20 protein-coding genes and 1 pseudogene are annotated in these 20,815 nt (G+C 58.3%); 11 read left to right on the top strand and 10 right to left on the bottom strand.

The window, feature by feature from the left end:
• A complete protein-coding gene (locus AFK24_RS04835; protein WP_065832160.1) occupies window positions 1–543 on the bottom strand; it encodes an isochorismatase family protein in 543 nt (180 codons plus the stop codon).
• A gap of 261 nt (window positions 544–804) precedes the next feature.
• On the opposite strand from AFK24_RS04835, the gene AFK24_RS04830 reads away from it, so the two are divergent.
• Window positions 805–1,146: a carboxymuconolactone decarboxylase family protein gene (locus AFK24_RS04830; protein ID WP_065832159.1), complete on the top strand. Its 342-nt coding sequence runs from the start codon at window positions 805–807 to the stop codon at window positions 1,144–1,146.
• 427 nt (window positions 1,147–1,573) lie between these two features.
• Here the strand turns inward: AFK24_RS04830 and AFK24_RS04825 are convergent, their stop codons facing one another.
• On the bottom strand, window positions 1,574–2,920 hold the full coding sequence (locus AFK24_RS04825; protein ID WP_065832158.1) for a 2-hydroxycarboxylate transporter family protein: 1,347 nt from the start codon (window positions 2,918–2,920) through the stop codon (window positions 1,574–1,576).
• 128 nt (window positions 2,921–3,048) lie between these two features.
• On the opposite strand from AFK24_RS04825, the gene AFK24_RS04820 reads away from it, so the two are divergent.
• The gene (locus AFK24_RS04820; protein WP_065832157.1) at window positions 3,049–3,966 is read left to right on the top strand and encodes a LysR substrate-binding domain-containing protein; all 918 of its coding nucleotides are present in this window, start codon (window positions 3,049–3,051) and stop codon (window positions 3,964–3,966) included.
• Between the two features lie 39 nt (window positions 3,967–4,005).
• On the opposite strand, the gene leuD is transcribed toward AFK24_RS04820, so the two are convergent.
• The 6 genes from leuD to AFK24_RS04790 all read right to left on the bottom strand — a co-directional run bounded on the left by leuD (window position 4,006) and on the right by AFK24_RS04790 (window position 9,936).
• Window positions 4,006–4,614, bottom strand: coding sequence for a 3-isopropylmalate dehydratase small subunit (gene leuD / locus AFK24_RS04815; RefSeq protein ID WP_065832156.1), 609 nt, complete (start codon window positions 4,612–4,614; stop codon window positions 4,006–4,008).
• Between the two features lie 3 nt (window positions 4,615–4,617).
• On the bottom strand, window positions 4,618–6,039 hold the full coding sequence (gene leuC, locus AFK24_RS04810) for a 3-isopropylmalate dehydratase large subunit (protein WP_065832155.1): 1,422 nt from the start codon (window positions 6,037–6,039) through the stop codon (window positions 4,618–4,620).
• Window positions 6,040–6,180: 141 nt separating this feature from the next.
• Window positions 6,181–7,200 (bottom strand): sensor histidine kinase, encoded by a 1,020-nt coding sequence (locus AFK24_RS04805; protein ID WP_065832154.1) that lies wholly within the window; start codon window positions 7,198–7,200, stop codon window positions 6,181–6,183.
• A 9-nt stretch (window positions 7,201–7,209) separates the two neighbouring features.
• Window positions 7,210–8,670, bottom strand: coding sequence for an ATPase domain-containing protein (locus tag AFK24_RS04800; protein WP_065832153.1), 1,461 nt, complete (start codon window positions 8,668–8,670; stop codon window positions 7,210–7,212).
• On the bottom strand, window positions 8,667–9,101 hold the full coding sequence (locus AFK24_RS04795) for a hypothetical protein (protein ID WP_065832152.1): 435 nt from the start codon (window positions 9,099–9,101) through the stop codon (window positions 8,667–8,669). The genes AFK24_RS04800 and AFK24_RS04795 overlap by 4 nt, the downstream gene beginning before the upstream one ends.
• A 190-nt stretch (window positions 9,102–9,291) precedes the next feature.
• A complete protein-coding gene (locus AFK24_RS04790; RefSeq protein ID WP_065832449.1) occupies window positions 9,292–9,936 on the bottom strand; it encodes a glutathione S-transferase in 645 nt (214 codons plus the stop codon).
• A 148-nt stretch (window positions 9,937–10,084) separates the two neighbouring features.
• On the opposite strand from AFK24_RS04790, the gene AFK24_RS04785 reads away from it, so the two are divergent.
• From AFK24_RS04785 to AFK24_RS04770, 5 genes and pseudogenes are all read left to right on the top strand, one after another.
• Window positions 10,085–10,648: a TetR/AcrR family transcriptional regulator gene (locus AFK24_RS04785; RefSeq protein ID WP_065832151.1), complete on the top strand. Its 564-nt coding sequence runs from the start codon at window positions 10,085–10,087 to the stop codon at window positions 10,646–10,648.
• Window positions 10,649–10,777: 129 nt separating this feature from the next.
• Window positions 10,778–10,974 (top strand): annotated as a pseudogene (locus tag AFK24_RS29675) (aldehyde dehydrogenase family protein); the annotation flags it as partial.
• 17 nt (window positions 10,975–10,991) lie between these two features.
• The gene (locus tag AFK24_RS04780; protein WP_240500332.1) at window positions 10,992–11,981 is read left to right on the top strand and encodes a DMT family transporter; all 990 of its coding nucleotides are present in this window, start codon (window positions 10,992–10,994) and stop codon (window positions 11,979–11,981) included.
• Window positions 11,982–12,149: 168 nt separating this feature from the next.
• Window positions 12,150–12,860, top strand: coding sequence for a response regulator (locus AFK24_RS04775; RefSeq protein ID WP_065832150.1), 711 nt, complete (start codon window positions 12,150–12,152; stop codon window positions 12,858–12,860).
• Complete coding sequence (locus AFK24_RS04770) at window positions 12,857–14,185, top strand: ATP-binding protein (protein WP_065832149.1); 1,329 nt, start codon at window positions 12,857–12,859, stop codon at window positions 14,183–14,185. Before AFK24_RS04775 ends, AFK24_RS04770 begins: the two co-directional genes overlap by 4 nt.
• A gap of 54 nt (window positions 14,186–14,239) precedes the next feature.
• Here AFK24_RS04770 and ptrR read toward each other — a convergent pair whose 3' ends face one another.
• Window positions 14,240–15,151, bottom strand: a complete 912-nt coding sequence (gene ptrR / locus AFK24_RS04765; protein ID WP_065832148.1) for a putrescine utilization regulator PtrR — start codon at window positions 15,149–15,151, stop codon at window positions 14,240–14,242.
• A gap of 99 nt (window positions 15,152–15,250) precedes the next feature.
• Here ptrR and AFK24_RS04760 point away from each other — a divergent pair, with 99 nt between their 5' ends.
• Entirely contained in the window at window positions 15,251–16,642 is a 1,392-nt protein-coding gene (locus AFK24_RS04760) for an aldehyde dehydrogenase family protein (protein ID WP_065832147.1), read from the top strand.
• Between the two features lie 472 nt (window positions 16,643–17,114).
• Here the strand turns inward: AFK24_RS04760 and AFK24_RS04755 are convergent, their stop codons facing one another.
• Window positions 17,115–17,444 carry a hypothetical protein gene (locus tag AFK24_RS04755; protein ID WP_065832146.1) on the bottom strand — a complete coding sequence of 110 codons (330 nt, stop codon included), beginning with the start codon at window positions 17,442–17,444 and terminating at the stop codon, window positions 17,115–17,117.
• Between the two features lie 164 nt (window positions 17,445–17,608).
• On the opposite strand from AFK24_RS04755, the gene AFK24_RS31330 reads away from it, so the two are divergent.
• From AFK24_RS31330 to AFK24_RS04740, 3 genes are all read left to right on the top strand, one after another.
• Entirely contained in the window at window positions 17,609–17,788 is a 180-nt protein-coding gene (locus AFK24_RS31330) for a hypothetical protein (RefSeq protein ID WP_065832145.1), read from the top strand.
• Between the two features lie 383 nt (window positions 17,789–18,171).
• Window positions 18,172–19,596 carry a sugar porter family MFS transporter gene (locus AFK24_RS04745; protein ID WP_065832144.1) on the top strand — a complete coding sequence of 475 codons (1,425 nt, stop codon included), beginning with the start codon at window positions 18,172–18,174 and terminating at the stop codon, window positions 19,594–19,596.
• A gap of 34 nt (window positions 19,597–19,630) precedes the next feature.
• On the top strand, window positions 19,631–20,806 hold the full coding sequence (locus AFK24_RS04740; RefSeq protein WP_065832143.1) for a sugar transporter: 1,176 nt from the start codon (window positions 19,631–19,633) through the stop codon (window positions 20,804–20,806).
• Window positions 20,807–20,815: the final 9 nt, after the last annotated feature.

The following is a 20,815-nucleotide window of genomic DNA, read 5'->3' as shown; positions in this document are numbered from 1 at the left end:
TCAGCCCTCCAACGCCTGCACGACCGTGGCGATGCGTGCGAAACGGCCTTCCAGCACCAGCTCGGTACGCTCGCGAATCTCGGCGGCACTGTAAGTGCGCCCACTGCGGGCGTGGGTCATGGCGAAGGTCAAGGTGGCCTCACTCACATAGTCCACGGCAAAACCGCTGTCCGAGGCGTGGCGCGTGGTCGTTTCACAACATTGTTCGGTGCGGATGCCGCTAATGATCAGCTTGCCGATGCCCCGCTTCGTCAACCATGCCGCCAATTCGGTGCCGGCAAGTGCGCTGTGATAATGCTTGTGGAAAACCACGCTCGGGCTGATCGAAAGCTCTTTCAACGTCCGGACGTGGCCCGACGCCACGGAAAATGGCCCGTGCTCGCCGACGTGGAATATCTGGATCACTGGAAAGCCCTTCTCTACACAGCCGTCAATCAACGCCTGCTGTTTTTCGAGGAAGTCCGGCAGGTCAGTTTCGGACCAGTAAGGTGCGTGACGAAAGGACTCTTGTACGTCGATGACGATAAGGGCGCTGAGGGTCATTTTTAGCTCCGTGGCGAATGCCATGCTGGTGATAATGGCTGCATGGTAAAGCGCGCACAAGCACCGCAACAGACGTTGGCAGGACCAATGTAGGACGTTTTCGGACACGCATGTGTGGGAGCTGCGGAAAGCCGCGTCTCAAATTACAGGGACCGCACCTGAACCATTCAAATTATCTGCTAAACCTAAGAATTGCTGTCGGTGACGCTCAAAACCAGACCTGCTGAAATAGCAGGCACCACCTCTGAAGGAATTAACACAATGTTCAATAACTGGTCCGAACTGCTGCCTACCATCCAGAAGTCTTTCGCTGCGCTGGGCAAAAGCAACCCGAAAATGGTCAAGGCTTATATGGCGCTCGATGAAGCCTCTGCCGAGAACGATGTGCTGGACGCCAAGACCCGTGAGCTGATCTCCATCGCCGTAGCCATAACGACACGCTGCGACGGTTGTATCGGCGTACACACCGACGCGGCAATCAAGGCCGGCGCTACCCGCGAGGAAATTGCCGCGACCCTGGCGACCGCCATTTCGCTGAATGCCGGGGCCGCCTATATCTATTCGCTGCGGGCGCTGGAGGCTCATGACGCATTGAAAAAATAAGCAACGTCGTCTTGTAGGAGCGAACTTGTTCGCGAGGGAGTTTGCCTGTTTACGCAGGACCAATTTCTCGCCAGCCCGCGAAGGCGTCGTTTCTGGTTTGGAGCTTCGGATCATGTACTGGCCTCTTCGCGGGCAAGCCTCGCTCCCACGGGGTTGTGGCCGACCTGGAAAATTGCTCTGGCTTTTGATGTTCGCTTTTCCGTGCCACGTTCTGGCAGACGCCGCCAAACGCGCGTCGGGAGGCTGAGCGCAGGTGGTTTCGTCCTTTTGCCGAAACAAAAGGACTCGACCGTCAGGGCGAAACCTCAATAAGCCACACCGCAAACTCTGTTGATACGACCCGATTCCACGCGCGGCGCCAGAATAAATAACGCCCGGCCAACCTCTCGCCAACAAGTTGGCTCCTACAGAGGTTGGCATTGCTGTATCAGGAAAAAACCTTAAGCAGGATCGTCGCAATGATCACGGTGGCCGCACCGCCAATCCGGGTCGAGATCTGGGCAAACGGCATCAGTTGCATGCGATTGGCCGCCGAAAGAATCGCGACGTCGCCCGTACCGCCCAGACCGCTGTGACAACAGGTCACGATCGCTGCCTCGATGGGGTACATCTTCATCAGGTTCCCCACCAAAAATCCCGCAGCGGTCATCGAGACCACGACCGCAAGGCAGACCACCACATAACCCACCGAAAATACTTTCACGACGCTGTCGAGCGGCACGTACAACATTCCGAGGCCAATCATGACGGGCCAGATAAATGCCGACGAGACAAGTTTATAAAAAGTATGCGCCCCCTTCTCCAGACGCTCCGGCAACACCCGAATGTATTTAAAAGCGACTGCGGCAAGAATCATCATCACCGGGCCGGGAATGCCCACGACTTTTTCCAACAGGCCGCCTAATACGAAGAACGTGCAGATCAGCAAAACACCTGCGCCCATTAAACGGAAATCGACCGGGCCTTTATCTTCTTCCTTCACCTGAAACTTGTCGTTCTCATCCTTGGCCCGAATCAGCGTCCCTTCACCGTTCAACGATGGACGCTTGAGCGCGATACGTGCCAGCACTCCGGAACAGATGATGGCGATGATGTTGCCCACTACCGCAGCCGGGACCAATTGGGCGACGTATTGATCTGGGGTTCCGCCAAGAATGGCCGAATAAGCCAGGGACAGCGGCAGAATCCCTTCACCGATACCGCCGCCCAGAATAGGTACGATGATGTAGAAGAACGTGTGGTGAAACGTATAGCCAAACAGCTCTCCCACCAGTAGACCGGCTATTAAAGCGGCCAACGTACCCGCGAGCAGGGGAACAAACATTCTGATCATGCCTTGAACCAGAGTGAACCGGCTCATCCCCAGAATGCTGCCGACCACCAGGCTGGCAATCACGAAATAAAGGAAATTTGCATCCTTCATGAGCATCTTGGTGGCATCAATTGTGGGCGCACCAAAAAACCCGAAAAACACCAGGACAGAGGGCAACATCAAGCACAGAATCGCCCCGCCACCAATCTCTTTCAATATCGGAAGACGCTGCCCCACCTGACCGAAAAACACGCCCATGGTCATGATGACGGCCAAGCCGCCAATCATGTTTTTCGGCAGTAAACCCAGGTGGGCCGACAGAAAAACGATAAAAGCGATGCCCAGGAATATCGGCAGCGGAATCACACCGATCTCATAGGCACACAGGCTGTTCAAGCGGTTGCGTATCCCTGAACCGGATAAACCGTTGACCTTTAGAGATTGCTCATAAGGCTTGTTCATGTATGTATTCCTCTAGTTATTTTTATCGAGGATTTATGTAAGTCACGGAGAGCCCGATACGATTAATCAAGCGTATTTCGATGTTATCCTTGCGCCAAAACATGATAAATAGCGAAGTCATGAGGCCTATGAACACGAATCGTGAGCAATCCCTGTTACCGGATGACCTACGGGTTTTTCTCACCGTGATCCGCAAAAATGGTTTCAACCATGCCGCTGAGGAACTGGGTTATTCACCGGCCTACGTCAGCAAGCGCGTGTCGATTCTGGAGGCGACCCTGGGTGCCAGGCTTTTGCACAGGACTACCCGCCGCGTAGCACTGACCGATGATGGCGAACGGGTTCGCGTCTGGGCCACGCGCTTTCTGGGGGACATGGATGATTTCATCAGCGAGCTGACCGACGCTCGACAACAACTAAGCGGCAGCCTGCATATCTGCAGCACATTCGGTTTCGGTCGCAATCATGTGGCGCCGGCTATAACCACGCTGTCTCGGCGGTATCCGAAACTGGAGATTCGTCTGGACGTATTTGACCGCGTTGTCGATATCGTCAATGAAGGATTCGATCTCGAAATCCGCGTAGGCGATGATTTGCCCAATCAATTGCTCGGAAAGAAGCTGGTGGCCAATCGCAGGGTGCTTTGCGCGACTCCGGACTATCTGCAGCGACGTGGCATACCGAACTCTCTGGACGACCTGTCCAGTCATGACTGCCTGGTCCTCAAGGAACGCAATAATGCCTTCGGCCTCTGGAGCCTTACCAAGGGTGAAGTCGAAGAGTCGGTCCGGGTCAGCGGGCCACTGTCGTCGAACAATGGCGAGATTGTATTGCGCTGGGCATTGAGCGGCGCAGGCATCATCTTGCGATCTTTGTGGGATGTTAAACCCATGCTGGAAAGCGGAGAGTTGGCCCAGGTGCTCGACGAATACACGCAAAGTGCCAACGTCTGGGCGGTGTACCCAACGCGGGTCAGCCAGTCGGCAAAACTCAGGGTCTGCATCGAGTTTTTCGAAGAGCATTTCCGCAGCTTGTCGCTGGTTTGATCACGGAGGAACTGTCGTTCCCCAGTGATCGCCCAACGCCTAGCTCAACCAGGGATTCTCTGCGAGGTGCCGAGTCTCGAAATCACGAATCTGCGCTGACCGTTGCAGTGTGTTGCCGATGGCATCGAGCCCCAGCAGCAGCGATTGCTTGCGCAAATCGTCTATCTCGAAGGCGATGACCGAACCGTCACTCAAGCGAATCGCCTGATTGGGCAAGTCGACACTGATCGTCGTGGTTGCCACATTGCTGACCACCTGGCCGAGCCTTTGGTGTTCAGTCTCGGATAACTGAATCGCCAGCACGCCGTTACGCTGGCAATTGTCATAGAAAATACCGGCGAAGCTGGTGCCGATCAGCGCTCGAATACCCAATTGCTTGAGCCCCCAGACCGCATGTTCACGACTGGAGCCGCAACCGAAGTTTGGCCCGGTCACCAGAAAATGGGCACCGCTCCAGGCTGGCTGGTTGAGGACAAACTCTGGATTCAGTTCACCCGACTCAAGGAAACGCAGGTCGAAAAACAGGCCCTTGTCCAACCCGCTGCGGTCGATTCCCTTCAGGAACTGCTTGGGCATGATGACGTCCGTGTCAACATTCGACGCGAGGAACGGGGCAGCTTTGCCAGTTACGGTATCAAAAAGTTGCATGGCTCAAGCCTCCTCGGCAAACGAGCGAACATCGGTCAGATGGCCACGGATCGCCGCTGCTGCCACCATCGCCGGGCTCATCAGATGGGTTCGTGCACCCGCGCCCTGACGCCCTTCAAAATTTCGGTTGGTACTCGACGCGCAGCGGTCACCCGGGGCCAGGACGTCGTCGTTCATGGCCAGGCACATGGAGCAACCGGACTGGCGCCACTCGAAACCGGCATCGAGGAAAATCCTCGCGAGCCCCTCCTCTTCTGCCTGATTGCGCACGAGGGTCGAGCCCGGCACGATCATGGCCCGCACGCCGGGGGAGACACGCTTGCCATGAACAACCCGCGCGACGTCGCGCAAATCCTCGATTCGTGCATTGGTGCATGAGCCAATGAATGCATGGCTGATCTTCACCTCGCTCAACAACATCCCGGCCTCCAGCCCCATGTATTTCAGAGCCCGCTGCATACCCTGGCGCAGGATCAGATCAGCTTCCCTGGCCGGATCAGGAACGGTGCTGCCGACCGGGGCGGCCTGATCGGGACTCGTACCCCAAGTGACCATAGGCTCAAGTGCATTCACATCGACCCGCACTTCGCGATCAAAAACCGCGCCCTCGTCGGTGAACAGCTCACGCCACTTTTGCTCGGCAGCCACCCATTGCTGGCCTTGCGGCGCGCGAGGTTTGGATTTGACGTAGGCGAATACTTTATCGTCCGGCGCCATGAACGCACCTCGTGCGCCCGCCTCCACCGCCATGTTGCAGATCGTCATTCGCGCCTCGACGCTCAGCGTCGAGATGGCCGGACCGGCGAACTCAATTGCGTACCCCGTGGCACCCGAAGCGCCGATCTGCTGGATCAGGACCATGATGATGTCCTTGGACGTCACGCCCATGCCGAGGTCGCCGGTCACGGTGACGCGCATGGTCTTCAAGCGCTTGTAGACCAGCGTCTGGGTGGCAAGCAGGTGTTCGATCTCGGAGGTTCCGATACCAAAACCAAATGCGCCCAGGGCGCCATAGGTGGTGGTGTGACTGTCACCGGCGGCGACCACCATGCCGGGCAGAATAAATCCCTGTTCGGGAGCGACGACGTGCTCGATGCCCTGGCGCTTATCCAGCACATCGAACAGCTCAATGCCGAAATCCCGGCAGTTCTCTTCGAAATAGGAGACCTGCAGCGCACCCCCGGCGTCGGGCATCGCGGCGACGCGCTCAGGTGCTGTCGGGTTGACGTGGTCGACAACGGCCAGGGTCGCCGAAGGTCGCCATACACCGCGCTTGGCCTCGCGCAGACCGCTGAACGCTTGCGGACTGGTGTATTCATTGGCGACCTGCCGATCGATATACAACAGCACGTGCCCCTGATCATCCAAAGTGCAGACGGTATGGCTGTCGATGTGTTTTTGATAAAGGGTACGTGGACTAATCATGGCGATGCACTCTTCTCATTGTTATGCGAGATCACGGTTACTCATGAACCCAGCATATTCCGAATGAAAACTACATCAATGGCCTTCAAGTGATCATGCAGAACACGAATTGTGAATAATCTGCCGATGGGCGAATGAAGGTCAGAAGTGGAACAACGGCAGGGTCATGACAAACTCGCTGCCTTTACCATCGCCATCGCTCATGCCCGTTACGGTCCCGCCATGGGCTTCGACCAGCTCGCGCACCACCGTCAAACCAATGCCCAGCCCCACGCCGTTGAAGCCGACCGCGTGGGAATCCTGTACGAATGGCTCAAAGATAAAGGGCAGCGCTCGGGCAGAAATCCCGATGCCGTTATCACGAATCCGTATCTCCAGACTGTCCGCATTGCTCGATACCGAAAGCGCGACCAGACCGCCTGATGGCGTGTATTTCGCGGCGTTGCCAAGCAGATTGCCGAGAATCTGCGCCAACCTCACCGGATCGCCATCGACGATCAGTGCGCACTCGGGTTGTTCGACGCGGAAGTCCAGGTGCTGGGCGACCATTACCGGGCTGCAAACCTCGATGGCTTCCCGGATGATCGGTGACATGTCGACCAGACGACAATCCAGGCGAAACTTGCCGGTATTGGCGCGTGATACGTCGAGCAGATCTTCCACCAGACGCGACATATGCTGAACCTGACCTTCGATCAACTTCTGCATGCGCGGCAGTTCTTCCTTTGGCACCCGCACCAGCCGCCCGGCAATCATGCTGATGGGGGTCAGCGGATTGCGCAGTTCATGCGCCACCAGGGTCAGGACTTGTCGTTGCCGCTCCAGAGCGTGTTCGGCCAGATCCTGCAGATGCTGCGCGCCGAGGGCTGCAATCACCAACTGTTCGTTGGCTTCACGAACCTCCAGGGAAGAGCGCTGTTCTTCCAGCGTGTGCGGTGGTTTTTCCGCATCCGCTTGCGCCAACAGGATCGCCAGTACCAATTGCTGATTGGCCTCGACCAGTTGCTCAAGCTGCCGGCTTTCAGCCAGGCGGTCGTTGGTGTCACTCAACTCTTTTTGCAGCGCCGCCAGGACTGCCCTTGCTTCGACAGTTTTCTGCCCGAGCAGGAGCAACTCGCGAGCGGCATTCGCCTTAACGTCCTTGTCCTCGGCGTTGGTCATGAGGTTGAGTTACGCATTGTTTATGCCCGGGCGCTGCCGGGTCGGCCGCCCACCCAGTAAACCTTCCTGATCCGGCAGCATCTCGCCGATCTGCAAACCCTTATCGTCGATGCTGTACAGGCGTAATTCATCGGAGTGGGCGCTGGCGCGAACCTTGACCACCGCCATAATGCGCAGCAAGCGACTCTGCACTTCGATGTAGCGCTGGACGATGATCGCGTCGGTGAGAAACGCCGTGCCATAAGGGCTGAAACGCAGGTCGGTGTAGCGATCTTCCAGTTCGGACGTCATCAATACGCTGACTCCCGCGCTGGTCAGCGCGGTCACCATACGCGACAGCGATTCGCGAAAGTCTTCGCGGAAAGTCGGTGCCAGCGCCAGCTCGAAACCTGAGAGCGAATCGATCACCACACGAGTGGCTTTGAGCTGGCTGATCTCGCTGAGCAGCAAATGGACGATTTCGTCAATCGACAGATCCGGAGCGCGACTGTCCACCAGCGCCACCATTCCACTCTGGATCAAGTCAGAAAGCGTGGCGTTTTGCGAGTGATTGGGGCGCTGCTCGAAGACCGCGATGACGCCTGTTTCGCCATTGCGCGCACCCTCGGCCAGGAAGGACGCCGCGAGAATACTTTTACCCGAGCCCGACGGCCCTGCCACCAGCAAGGAATACCCGCGAGGCAACCCGCCACCAAGCATGTCGTCGAGCCGGGGCACGCCCATTTTCAGGCGTTTGACCGGGAACTCCAGAGGCGCCTCGTTCAGGTTGCGCGCGGCCGGCGCGAACACTTTGATCCCGGAACTGGCGATCCGGAAGGTGTGCAGCCCCGGCAGTGTCGGCTGGCCGCGCATCTTCATGATTTCCATCTTGCGCACCATGGAGTTGCGCTGGACGCTCTGACGCAACCAGATGAGGCCGTCGGCCACGGTGAAAATCGGGTTGGTGTCGGTTTCGGTGAAATATTCCCCAATCAGGAAAGTCGTCGCCTGCCAGGTGGTCATCAACATGCCCAATTGCTGAATGAACTGCGGCAGATTGTTGTTGGGGTTGTCCTGGGTCTGGCTCGCCAGCACCACGGAACGGAACGAGTCGACGAACACCAGCGACGGGTTATGAATCTCCACCTCGCTGACGATACGACGCAAGACTTCGTCAAGATCTCCGGCCAGTGTGTCGTCGACCAGATTCACGTAGCGAATCGACTTATTTATCGCGTCACTGTCGAAAAAATCGAACTGCTGCTGATAACGCAGCATCTTCAGCGGCGGCTCGCCCAGTACCGTAAAGAACAAGGCCGGGCGCTCGGGCGTCGCCAGGGCAAACATCATCTGATGCGCCAGGGTAGTTTTACCGCAGCCAGGCGGGCCCGCGATCAGATTGAACGAAAACTCCGGCAAACCTCCGCCCAGCACCTCGTCCAGTCCTGGCACGCCGGTGGCCAGACGGTTGATAGTCACTTTGGTGCTCATGGCGATTTTTCCTGCGAAGGGGTGTCGCTCAAAGAAGGCTCCCATACGTTGCAAAGCAAACGCGCGGTTAACGAAGGCCCGATCAGCGTGGTCAGCAACCCGTAATACGTGGTCAACAAGACTTTCCCAAAAAACAGCCCGTTGGTTTTGCTTTGCTCGACGAGTACGGCTGCGATGGCAGTCAGAATAGGCGATGCCTGCAAGCTGCCATAGCTGGCAGCCAGACTTGGATGAGTCGTCACACAAAGATGGAGGCTGCGCCGCAACAGCGCCGCCGCCCCTTGTTGGCCGATGACAGGCGTGAGCGCTACGTCCATATCCTGCAGTATGGAAACGACCGCTTGAGCAATTGTTTCAATGTCAGCGTTGGGGCCAACGCGGTGCGCCAGAGAAGCTACGATCTGACGGCTCTCTTCGCTGAGCGTGGGCATGGCTGATATCCGAAGGACAGACTCAGATGGTACACCCTATTGCCGGTTACCGAGGGCTGATTGAAAAACGCAGTGCAACTAATTGATTTGTGTCAGCAGATGCCGACTTGCACAAACGCTCCAAACCCCAGCAAGCACGGTCGAATCCCCGGCAATCCAGATGCTGCGCCGCCTTGAGCGCAATCGAATGTCAGGCCGGCTCGGACATGGTCACCCGGTTTTTAACGCTTGGACGTTCCTGCATCCTTGCGTACCAGGCTTGCAGTGCCTGACATTCTTCAGGGACCGCCAGCTCTACGAGCCCCGCAAAGATCAAACCGCCGATAACGGTGATGTCGGCCATTGAAAACGTTTCACCCGCGACGAACGGCCGGGTTTGCAGAACAGCATCGAAGTAATGCATGCCGCGCAGGGCTTTATCACGCTGGCGAAAACCCCATTCGGCATTCTGGTAAAGCTCGACGTCAGGACCAAGCCCCGGCGTGGCGTGATGGAAATACACACTGACGGCGTCCAGCAGTTCCAGTTCGGCGCGCTTGCTCATCATGTGGATCACGCCCTTCTCCAGCGGCGTGCTGCCGGTGAGCGTGGGCGCGCCATCAAGGCTGTCGAGGTATTCGGTAATCGCGGTGCATTCCGCGATGAGGGTCCCGTCATCGAGCTCCAGCACCGGGAGCGTGCCGGAGTAATTCTTTGCGAGGAACTCCGGAGTCTTGTGCTCGCCTTTCCAGAGATCGATTGAAACGAAACGGGTGCGCGATTGCAGCTCTTTCTCTGCCAGGGCGATGCGTACACGTGCCGGATACGGGCCTGTGTGCCAGTCGTAGATGATCAGCGTACTTGTGTCTGAGGGGGTGTTGGAGTTCATAATGAGATTCTACCTATCTGCCAGTTGGTAGGTAGAAGGTAACGACTGAAAATTTAACGGTCAAGTGCTTTGTATCGCTTAATATGCGCAGCCATTGAACCGAGGAGGCAGTGAAGTGAGTTCAAACCATCGAGAAGCCATTCTGGCCGCCGCCAAGGACGCCGCGCAGGCCCGTGGCTACAGCGGTTTGAATTTTCGTGATCTCGGCGAAGTCGTGGGCATCAAGAGCGCGAGCATCTACTACCACTTCCCGAGCAAGGCCGATCTTGGTGCAGCCGTAGCCCGGCGCTATTGGCAAGACACGGCGGCCGAACTGGAAATCATGCTGGCCGAAATGCCGGACCCGGCCAGCTGCCTGCGCCGATATCCCGAGCTGTTTCGCCGCTCGCTGGCGAACGGCAACCGGTTGTGCCTGTGCAGCTTCATGTCCGCCGAATTCGACGATCTGCCCGAACCAGTCAAGATCGAGATCCAGACCTTCGCCGACATTAGCGTGGCCTGGCTCGGCAAAGTCCTGTCTGCTGCGAACGGCTCCAGACCCGAGGACAACGAAGCGCAAGCCCGCGCGATTTTCGCTGCGGTCTCCGGCGCTCAGCTCATGGCAAGAAGCCGCGCGGATATCGGGCTCTATGACACGCTGATTGCAAGTTATCGTATGGCGGGATTGCTGCCGGCGTAGACACAGAGCTTCGCGGCTTCCGGCAGCATCGGTTTAGTCGCCCCCAGGCACAGCACACCGGTAATCAGTTACATATCAAGGGCGTTGGAACCGGTAGTGGTGGTAATCCAGCCGATCAGGTGCGGCGAGCAGAAACGCGCTGGCGCACTGGTCAGCCCTGATCACTTGGACAAGGTGAAGTCTTACCCTGACTACGCCAGGACATCGTGTACGGCGGCGATACTCAGAACGATGCCTTCGTACAACTGACGGTAGTCGATGGTGTCGATCGGGACCGTCGACTGCTCCAGGAAGAAATCTTTGGCACGGTGCTGTCGGTTACCACCATACGCCTGGCGCGGTGATGATTCAGCCGGCGCGATACATCCGCGATCTGGCAAATCTTCAGCTACCGCTACCCCCTGAAAAACGCTTTACCTCAGCAATCATTGAAGTGACTAGCATCATGAGCGAACAGCTGGCGAATGTAGAGCGAGCCATTGAAGTCCCACGCCCGCAGCTGGGTATTTTCCTGTGCCTGCTGTCCATGCTTATCTTTGCGAGCCAGGACGGCATAACCAAAGTGCTCGTCAAAGACCTCCCCGTCGCACAACTGATGATGGTGCGCTATTGGGTGTTTGTCGTATTTGCGCTTGGGTATGCAGCCTATCGAGGCGGTATCCGGGCTTCCATCGTCAGCAGGCATCCTTGGCAGCAAGTTGTTCGAGCGCTGGTGGGAGTGGCCGATGTGGCGCTTTTTGCAATTGGACTGCGCTTTCTCGGCCTGGCGGAAATGCATGCCCTGTATGCGGTATTTCCGTTGATGACGCTGGGTTTAGCCGGATTCATGCTGAGTGAGTTTATCGGGATGCGTCGCTGGATAGCGGCCGCGATAGGTTTCTCGGGAACCCTCGTCATTCTTCGCCCCGGTGCAGGCGTTTTCGACCTCGTGGCATTGATCCCCCTGGTGTCCGCACTGGGTTTTGCCCTGTTCAACGTTCTCACGCGCCGCATCAGCCAACACGACTCCTTCGCGACGAACATGCTTTACATGGCGGTCGTCGGCGCCACAGCGGTAACCTTTGTCGGGTTGCCCGGCTGGGTTGCGCCGACTGCGTCCGAATGGGTTTTGATGGGCGTACTCTCGCTGACGGGTGTGGTCGCCCAACTCCTCCTCATTCAGTCCCTTAGATATGCAACAGCCGGAACTCTGCAGCCGTTCAACTACGCACTTTTGGTATTCGCGACCCTTATAGGCTTTGCCGTTTTCGGCGAAATTCCTGATACCTGGACTGTTATCGGTGCGGTATTGGTAATACTCGGGGGCATGTATTCCATCAAGACCAAAGGATGAATGCCGCGCCTGGTATCCGCTGAAGTGTTGATCGAGATCCGTCAGTGCTGCGTGATCGATGTGCCCTGAATATGCCTGTGTGGAATGATTGTTACCGGATTGAAATATATGACCGGGCAATTTATTTCACTTAGATTAGGGCTCATTAATCGCCTTGACTGGACCTTCGTGAGCAAACTTCTGATCGTCGACGATGACGTCGAAATCCTCGACCTGCTGAAAAGATTTTTCGTCCGGCACGCCTACGAAGTTGAAGTTGCGGGCGACGGAATCAGCATGTGGGCGGCGATAAAGAGTCAGCGTCCCGACATCATCATTCTTGACGTAATGCTGCCTGGCGAAGGTGGTTTGAGTCTTTGCCAGAAGATTCGCACTGAGTCGAACACGCCGGTGGTTATGTTGACGGCGATGAGCGAAGTCAGCGACCGGATTATCGGCCTGGAACTGGGCGCGGACGATTACCTGACCAAACCTTTCGACCCGCGCGAACTACTGGCGCGGTTACGCTCGGTGCAAAGACGCACCCCGGATCACCCCGTGCGAACAGCGGATAAAAGCCACCCGCTGATCCTGTTCGGCGACTGGCAGTTTGACCTGACGCGCCGGGAACTGCGCTCGGCGCAAGGCGTCATGGTTCCGCTGTCAGGTGGCGAATATGACCTGTTGCGAGTGTTCATCGAGCACCCGCAACGGATTCTCACCCGCGAGCAATTGCTCGATCTGGCGCGCGGGCATACCCACGAGGCATTTGATCGCAGCATCGATGTGCAGGTCAGTCGGTTGCGCCGCAAGATCGAACCCGACAGCAAGCGGCCCGACATCATCCGCACCGTGCGAAACGGCGGTTATATATTCACCGCCGATGTGAGCCGGCGATGAGCGCTCTGCACGGATCCAGGGACACCATCGTGCGCTGGATCGCGCTGACGATCATCGCCGCGATGGTTACCTGTCTGGCGCTGTACGCGTTATTTGTGCAGGCGGCAGGCGTCTGGTCGCGACCGTCACTGGAGCAGATCGGCCTGCTCGAAGAAGCCTCGGCCATCACCCGCCTGGTCGAAGTAGCGCCGCCTGAGTTACGCCCCAAACTGGCCGTCGCTGCCAGTAATTCACTGTTCACCGTGCACTGGTACACCGATCACCAGAGTATTGGGGCGCCGTTGACAGGCGATGATTTCAGCGACGCGTATGTCATCCAGCAGCTCACCCATTCCCTGGAACGTCACGTAGAAGCCTACGAACCGGACGATTGGCCGCAGGCCGATCCTCAGGCCCGCTACATGCTGGCGGTGCAATTGAGCGACGCGACCTGGCTGGCATTCGTCGCGCCCGACCGTACCTGGGGCATGTCACAACTGGCTCGAAACAGCGTGCTGGCGCTGCTCGGTCTGATTGCCGTAGTCCTCGTCGCCTGGTTCGCCACGCGCCGGCTGGCCAGTCCACTAAAACGTTTCGCCCACGGCGCACGGCGTTTTGGCGGTGACTTCCACTCCCCCGCCATCACGCCCGAAGGCCCTTATGAGATACGCCAGGCGATCATCGCGTTCAATGCCATGCAGGCGCAGATTCGGCACTTTGTCACTGACCGCACGCAGATGCTCGCGGCCATCTCCCACGATTTGCGGGCGCCATTGACCCGCATGCGCTTGCGCGGCGAGTTCATCGAGGATGAAGAACAGCAGCGCAAACTGTTTCGCGACGTGGATGAAATGCAGTCGATGATTACCTCGGCCTTGGACTTTTTCCGCGACGACGCGCGGCTTGAGCCTGCCACGGCTTTCGATCTTTCCGAATTGATCCAGACCATCATCGATGACTACCGGGATCAAGGTGTGCTGGTGGAGTTTTCCGGACCCGGTAATCAGGTGTATTTCGGACGTCCGCTGGGTATCAAGCGCGTGGTGATCAACCTCACTGACAACGCGATCAAATACGCCGAAGCGCCTTCCATCAACCTGACCCGCTCCGCAAACTCGGTGGTGATCGAAGTGGCCGATAGCGGACCGGGTATTCCCGAAGCGTCGCTGGAAAAGGTCTTCGAGCCTTTTTTTCGGCTGGAGTCGTCACGGAGCCGCAGCACCGGGGGCGTCGGCCTCGGGCTTTCGGCAGCGCGAGCAATTGTGCTGGAGCACGGCGGCGAACTGCGTCTTTTTCGTCGACCACGTGGCGGCACACTTGCGCGGGCAATATTGCCGACCCAGTGAGGTCAGGACTGAATGCCGATCAGGCCGGACCGCTTGGGAGCGAGCTGTCGACGCTCAAACTGTCGAGGTTTCAATTTCCCGATGCGTACCGGCCTGTCGGGTTGCCGCTCCCTGCTCCTCAAGCATTTGCACGAACACCGTCAAACTTTGTGAAATCGTTCCCCTGCGCCAGACCAGCCAGGTGCGCAGGAAACGAAACGCTTCGGACAACGGCCAGACGCTTACCGTCGCACATCCCGGCATGCTTTCCAGCATGCTGCGCGGCATCAAGGCCAGTCCGGCACCAGCGCTGACGCACGCCAGCATGCCGTGATAAGACTCGATTTCGAAGATTTTCCCCGGCACAGCAGCATCCTGGGCGAACCAGTTTTCCAGATGATGCCGATAGGAACAGTTGGCCCGAAAGGCATAAACACTGGCGCCGTTGACATCCCGGCCACGGTGAATCGGCGCGTGGCCCAGCGGCGCGATGATCACCATCTCTTCCTCGAAAGTCGGTACGCCCTCCAGGGCCGGATGCAGGACCGGACCATCGACGAACGCCGCAGCCAGCCTGCCAGACAACACCCCGTCGATCATTGCCCCAGACGGTCCAGTGGACAAATCCAGTTCGACCTTGGCGTACTTCTGGTTATAGGCCGCCAACAGGCCAGGAATCCGCACCGCAGCGGTACTCTCCAGCGACCCGAGGGGCAGCGGCCCGCGCGGTTCTGCTCCGGCTACGGTCACGCGGGCTTCCTCCACCAGGGCGAGAATGCGCCGGGCATAGTCGAGAAAACTCCAGCCGGCAGGCGACAGGCGCAGACGACTTTTTTCGCGAATGAACAGATCGACCCCGAGATCCTGCTCCAGCTGTTTGATCCGCGTCGTGAGGTTCGACGGCACGCGGTGAATGTGCTGTGCGGCTGCGCTGATGCTGCCATGTTCAGCCACGGCTTTGAAAATCTCCAGCTGGACCAGATCCACTTCATTCTCCAATCGTGAACGATATGCTCAGTATTATTCAGTTTCTAGAAGCTTAAAGCCACCGTACTCTTTGTTCATCCCCATAAGCAGGACGGTGACATGACTTCCATATCCAGCCTTACCCATGCCCTATCCATCAATCCGGTCAACGGCGAGCAGATCGGCCACTACCCTTTCGAATCGGCAGCGGCACTGGACGGCGCGCTGTCCCGCGCAGCTGTCGGCGCTTCGGTCTGGCGGCGGACAACGCTCGGGCAACGCGCAGAGTTGCTGGTCGAGCTGGCCCGAGCGCTGCGTGATGATGCGGATCAACTGGCGACCAGGATCACGCTGGAAATGGGCAAGCCCATCACTCAGGCGCGAGGCGAAATCGAGAAATGTGCCCAGCTCTGCGAATGGTATGCCGCCCATGGTCCAGCGATGTTGAGCGCCGAACCGACGCTGGTCGAAGGTGGCAAGGCGCGCATCGAGTACCGGCCGCTGGGTACGATTCTGGCGGTAATGCCGTGGAACTTCCCGATCTGGCAGGTCGTTCGCGGCGCAGTACCGGCGCTGATCGCTGGCAACACTTATGTGCTCAAGCACGCGCCGAATGTCATGGGCTGCGCCTATCTGTTGCTCGATGCCTTCAAGCGTGCGGGTTTTCCTGAAGGCGTCTTCGAAGTCATCAACGTCGATGCCCAAGGTGTTTCCACAGCCATCGCTGACCCGCGCATCGCAGCCGTAACCCTCACCGGTAGTGTGCGAGCCGGCATGGCCATCGGCGCTCAAGCCGGTGCGGCGTTGAAAAAATGCGTCCTGGAGTTGGGCGGCTCCGATCCGTTCATTGTGCTCAATGACGCCGATCTGGACGAAGCGGTCAATGCCGCAGTGATTGGCCGCTATCAAAATACCGGGCAAGTCTGCGCCGCTGCCAAGCGCCTGATTGTCGAGCAAGGCGTGGTCGAAGCCTTCACCGAAAAATTCGTCGCAGCCACACGCCAGCTGGTTACGGGCGATCCATTGGCGACTGAAACCTATATCGGCCCCATGGCGCGTTTCGATTTGCGTGACGAACTGGATCAGCAGGTTCAGGACACTCTGGAAGAAGGCGCGACCTTGTTGCTCGGTGGCAAAAAAACCGCTGGCCTTGGCAATTTCTATGAGCCTACGGTGCTGGCCGAGGTCACCGATCAGATGACCTCATTCAAACAGGAACTGTTCGGCCCGGTGGCATCGATCATCACGGCGCGAGACGCCCGGCATGCGCTGGAACTGGCCAACGACAGCGAATTCGGTCTCGCCTCGACCATCTATACCCGTGATATTGCCCTGGCTGAAAAGCTGGCCGCCGAACTGGAAACTGGCGGCGTGTTCATCAACGGCTATTGCGCATCGGACCCACGGGTCACCTTCGGCGGCGTGAAGAAAAGCGGATTCGGCCGCGAGCTGTCGCATTTCGGGGTACGTGAGTTCTGTAATGCCCAGACTGTGTGGCTGGATCGGAAGTGATTGGGGCTGTCCGCCCTCATCAAACAACACAACCATTGAATTGAAATGCGCTTCGTTGGAGCGAGCGGGCGGCGTTCCGACTTGCCCGCGAACCAGACGCCTCGGTGACCCGGATCTACCGCGTCATCGTTCTTCGCGAGCAAGCTCGGCTCCTACAGATTTAGAGATTTGTTGGAGCGTGGCTTGCCCGCGAACCAAACGCCTCGGTGACCCGGATCCACCGCGTCATCGTTCTTCGCGAGCAAGCTCGGCTCCTACAGATTTAGAGATTTGTTGGAGCGTGGCTTGCCCGCGAATCAGACGCCTCGGTGCCCCGGATCTACCGCGTCATCGTTCTTCGCGAGCAAGCTCGGCTCCTACAGATTTAGAGATTTGTTGGAGCGTGGCTTGCCCGCGAACCAGACGCCTCGGTGCCCCGGATCTACCGCGTCATCGTTCTTCGCGGGCAAGCCTCGCTCCAACGGAAAGGCGGCTATTTACGCGCCAGCTCATGATTGACGCATTGCTCGTAATAGGTCTGTTTGATGCCAGCCGGCTTCAGGCGTGAAGCACTCTTATAAGTCTGCTCGGTGATGCCCATGGCCGTCATGCGCATCCAGGGTTGGGTAAACTTCCGGGTTTGCAGCTTATTGCGTGCGCCATAGAGGGTGACTCCCGCAAGCTTTGATTCCTGCGCGCCTGCGGCAATGCCCGAACCCCAGGCGCAAATAGCGCGCCCGTTCATGCTCGGCTCTTTCGCCTGAGCCGTAAGCGAAACATTGACCAAGACCAACGTCGCCGCAATCAATCCAAAGATCCGCATCAAGCCAGCACCTAACTTTATGAAAAGAAAGACAGTTTGACGGGCAATCCGAGATTGCGGGGCCAGCAATGTGCCTCATTTCCGCATGAAACTACTGACGGAAGCTGGCGGTTAGCCATTTATTCTGGCTAACATGCCCACAGTCCAGTCGTCAGGTCGCGCCCATGTTCAAAGCAAGTCTCCGTAGCCACCTGACCCTCTGGTTTACCGGCTTGTCCCTGCTCACGCTGCTGATCGTTGCCCAGACCATCTGCTCCGCCATTGCCCAAGCCGCGTTTGCCGTGGTCGGGCACGCTGGCGCGGGCATCGGACGCCAATCCGGCGGCGCTGATCAATCGCGCTGATCAGCAGCTTTACCAGGCCAAGCGCCTGGGCAGAAACAGGGTCGCGTCGTTTGAGCAAAGTTCGTGACCCCCGCAGCGGATGCGCAAAGTGAAAGCGCCTGATCTTTTCCGGGCTGAGGGCAATCAGACTGGGCTTGGCAAAGCTAAAAGCCACTCGTTCTGCAGGACCTGGCTGAAACGTTTCTTCTTTTTCCTCAAACCTCGCGTTTCATAGGGAACTAGCGCGTTCGGCTGTCCCCTAACATCCCAAGCCAGCTGGCCAGCATTCACGTGCCAGACCCTGAAACCGGCGTGAAAAAGGTCTCATTGCAGTCATTCATGTCGTCCCGCAGCAACGTTCCTTCTTCGCTTCCCTTCAGATCGACCACAGGATTTTGCAGTTCATGTCTTCGAGCACTACTTCCTCAGCCCGCCATGAACAGGCCGGGCAAAACACGTCGTCAAAACGGTTGATCTTTATTTCCGTACTCGTCGCCACCATGGGCGCGCTTGCCTTCGGCTACGACACCGGCATCATCGCCGGTGCCTTGCCGTTCATGACGCTGCCAGTAGACCAGGGCGGGCTGGGTCTGAATGCCGTCACCGAGGGTTTGGTCACTTCCTCGCTGATCATCGGCGCCGCCTTCGGTTCGCTGGGCAGCGGCTATGTATCCGACCGTTTCGGGCGGCGCCTGACGCTGCGGTTGTTGTCGTTGCTGTTCATCGCCGGCGCCTTGTGCACGGCCATTGCGCCGTCGATTCCGTTCATGGTTGCCGCGCGCTTCCTGCTGGGCATCGCGGTGGGTGGCGGTTCGGCCACGGTTCCGGTGTTCATCGCCGAGATCGCCGGCCCGAAACGACGCGGACGTCTGGTCAGCCGCAACGAACTGATGATCGTCAGCGGCCAACTGCTCGCCTACGCGCTCAGCGCCCTGCTGGCCGCGCTGGTACAAGTTCCGGGGATCTGGCGCTACATGCTGGCCATCGCCATGGTGCCGGGGATTCTGCTGCTGGTGGGAACCTTCTTTGTGCCGGCCTCGCCACACTGGCTGGCGTCCAAGGGCCGCTTCGATGAAGCCAAGGACGTGCTGGAAAAACTCCGTGACAGCCCTGAGGATGCCCAGAGCGAAGTCGAGGACATGAAAGCCCAGCACCAACAGGTCCGCAAACGCCCGCCGGTTGGCGAACTGCTGCGCCAGGGCTGGGTGATCAAGCTGCTGCTGATTGGCATCGGCCTGGGTTTCACCGCCCAGTTCACCGGGGTCAACGCCTTCATGTACTACACGCCGATCATTCTCAAGAGCACCGGAATGGGCACCAATGCTGCGCTGACCGCCACCATCGGCAACGGCATCGTCTCGGTGATCGCAACGCTGCTGGGAATCTGGGCCATCGGCCGCTTCGGGCGCCGTCATCTGCTGATGACCGGCCTGGTGATGGTGGTTATAGCGCAGGTTGCGCTGGGTTGCGTGATGACATTCATGCCGCAGAACCTGACCCAGAGCTACGCCGCCCTCGCCTGCATTCTGCTGTTTCTGTTATTCATGCAGATGTGTATCGCGCCGGTGTACTGGTTGTTGATGTCGGAACTGTTCCCGATGCAGGTTCGCGGCCTGCTGACCGGCACTGCTGTGTCGATGCAATGGCTGTTCAATGCGGCGGTTGCCTTTACCTTTCCAATGGCACTGGCAGCGCTGGGTAATCCAACCTTTTTTGTCTTCGCGGTGATCAACGTTGGCTCTTTGCTGTTCGTGTTCTTCTGTCTGCCGGAAACCAAGGGCAAGTCCCTGGAACAGATCGAACGCCACATGAAGAAAGAGCTGGTTTAATGTCGCCCGCCGTACCTAATTTTTGCGAGGTTTCATGACTACAACTGCCGACGCGCAACCTACCAGCTGGATCAGTGTCTGCACGCTGGCCGTCGCTGCGTTCATCTTCATCACCACCGAGTTCGCTCCGGTGGGCTTGTTGAGCGCCATCGCCAGCAGCTTCGGCATGACCCCGGCGCAAGTGGGGCCGATGTTGACGGTCTATGCCTGGACCGTGTCCCTGATGTCGCTGCCGATGATGCTGCTGACCCGTAACGTCGAGCGGCGTCTGTTGCTCAAAGTGGCCATCGGCACGCTGATCGCCAGCCATATCATCCTCAGCCTTGCGCCCAGTTTCACCATCGTGGTGATCAGCCGTATCTGTATTGCCCTGGCGCACTCGGTGTTCTGGTCGATTACCGCATCCCTCGCCGTGCGCCTGGCGCCGGCCGCCAATCATGGCCGCGCGCTGAGCATCCTGGCCATGGGCTCGTCCCTGGCGATGGTGCTCGGCATCCCGATTGGCCGTCTGTTGGGTGAAGGCATGGGCTGGCGCGCAACCTTTGTCGCCATCGCGCTGGTGGCCTGTCTGATCTGGTTTTTGCTGGCCAAGAAGTTGCCGCTATTGCCGAGCCAGAACAGCGGCAGCCTGACCAGCCTGCCTCTGCTCTTCAAGCGTCCGGCTCTGGTGTCGCTGTATGTCATCACCGCGCTGGTGGTGACCGCCAACTTCACCGCCTACACCTACATCGAGTCGTTCGTGCAGTCGGTGGGCGGCTTCAGCCAATCGACCACCACCTGGCTGCTGCTGTTGTTCGGTCTGGCTGGATTGCTTGGTTCGATTTTCTTCAGCGTCTTGCACACGCGCTTCCCGGCGACCCTGACCCACATCGCGATTGGCTGTTTATGCCTGTGCCTGGGCTTGATGTTCTGGGCATCGTTGAGCGTCTATGCGCTGGTTGCAGTCTTTGCGGTTTGGGGCCTGGCGATGCTGTGTTTTGGCGTGCAGATGCAATCCCAGGTGATTCGTATGGCGCCGGACGCAACCGACGTCGCCACCGCGCTGCACTCGGCCATCTACAACATTGGCATCGGCGGTGGTGCGTTGTTGGGCAGCATCGTGGTCCATCATCTGGGCGCGGCCTGGGTCGGCTTTGTCGGCGGCCTGGTGGCGATCATTGCGCTGGCAATCTGCTGGGTGACCAGCCGCCGCTACAGCAGCGCTATCTGATCTTTTTCA

Source organism: Pseudomonas syringae, from assembly GCF_001698815.1.
GTDB lineage: Bacteria > Pseudomonadota > Gammaproteobacteria > Pseudomonadales > Pseudomonadaceae > Aquipseudomonas > Aquipseudomonas syringae_A.
This window is presented reverse-complemented; position numbering and strand designations above follow the sequence as displayed.

Coding starts and splice junctions, on each gene's coding strand:
- AFK24_RS04835 (WP_065832160.1), bottom strand. CDS start 543: ATGACCCTCAGCGCCCTTATCGTCATCGACGTACAAGAGTCCTTTCGT.
- AFK24_RS04755 (WP_065832146.1), bottom strand. CDS start 17,444: ATGCGGATCTTTGGATTGATTGCGGCGACGTTGGTCTTGGTCAATGTT.
- AFK24_RS04740 (WP_065832143.1), top strand. CDS start 19,631: ATGACTACAACTGCCGACGCGCAACCTACCAGCTGGATCAGTGTCTGC.
- AFK24_RS04795 (WP_065832152.1), bottom strand. CDS start 9,101: ATGCCCACGCTCAGCGAAGAGAGCCGTCAGATCGTAGCTTCTCTGGCG.
- leuD (WP_065832156.1), bottom strand. CDS start 4,614: ATGCAACTTTTTGATACCGTAACTGGCAAAGCTGCCCCGTTCCTCGCG.
- AFK24_RS04820 (WP_065832157.1), top strand. CDS start 3,049: ATGAACACGAATCGTGAGCAATCCCTGTTACCGGATGACCTACGGGTT.
- AFK24_RS04760 (WP_065832147.1), top strand. CDS start 15,251: ATGACTTCCATATCCAGCCTTACCCATGCCCTATCCATCAATCCGGTC.
- AFK24_RS04800 (WP_065832153.1), bottom strand. CDS start 8,670: ATGAGCACCAAAGTGACTATCAACCGTCTGGCCACCGGCGTGCCAGGA.
- leuC (WP_065832155.1), bottom strand. CDS start 6,039: ATGATTAGTCCACGTACCCTTTATCAAAAACACATCGACAGCCATACC.
- AFK24_RS04830 (WP_065832159.1), top strand. CDS start 805: ATGTTCAATAACTGGTCCGAACTGCTGCCTACCATCCAGAAGTCTTTC.
- AFK24_RS04825 (WP_065832158.1), bottom strand. CDS start 2,920: ATGAACAAGCCTTATGAGCAATCTCTAAAGGTCAACGGTTTATCCGGT.
- AFK24_RS04745 (WP_065832144.1), top strand. CDS start 18,172: ATGTCTTCGAGCACTACTTCCTCAGCCCGCCATGAACAGGCCGGGCAA.
- AFK24_RS04780 (WP_240500332.1), top strand. CDS start 10,992: ATGATTCAGCCGGCGCGATACATCCGCGATCTGGCAAATCTTCAGCTA.
- AFK24_RS04805 (WP_065832154.1), bottom strand. CDS start 7,200: ATGACCAACGCCGAGGACAAGGACGTTAAGGCGAATGCCGCTCGCGAG.
- AFK24_RS31330 (WP_065832145.1), top strand. CDS start 17,609: ATGTTCAAAGCAAGTCTCCGTAGCCACCTGACCCTCTGGTTTACCGGC.
- AFK24_RS04770 (WP_065832149.1), top strand. CDS start 12,857: ATGAGCGCTCTGCACGGATCCAGGGACACCATCGTGCGCTGGATCGCG.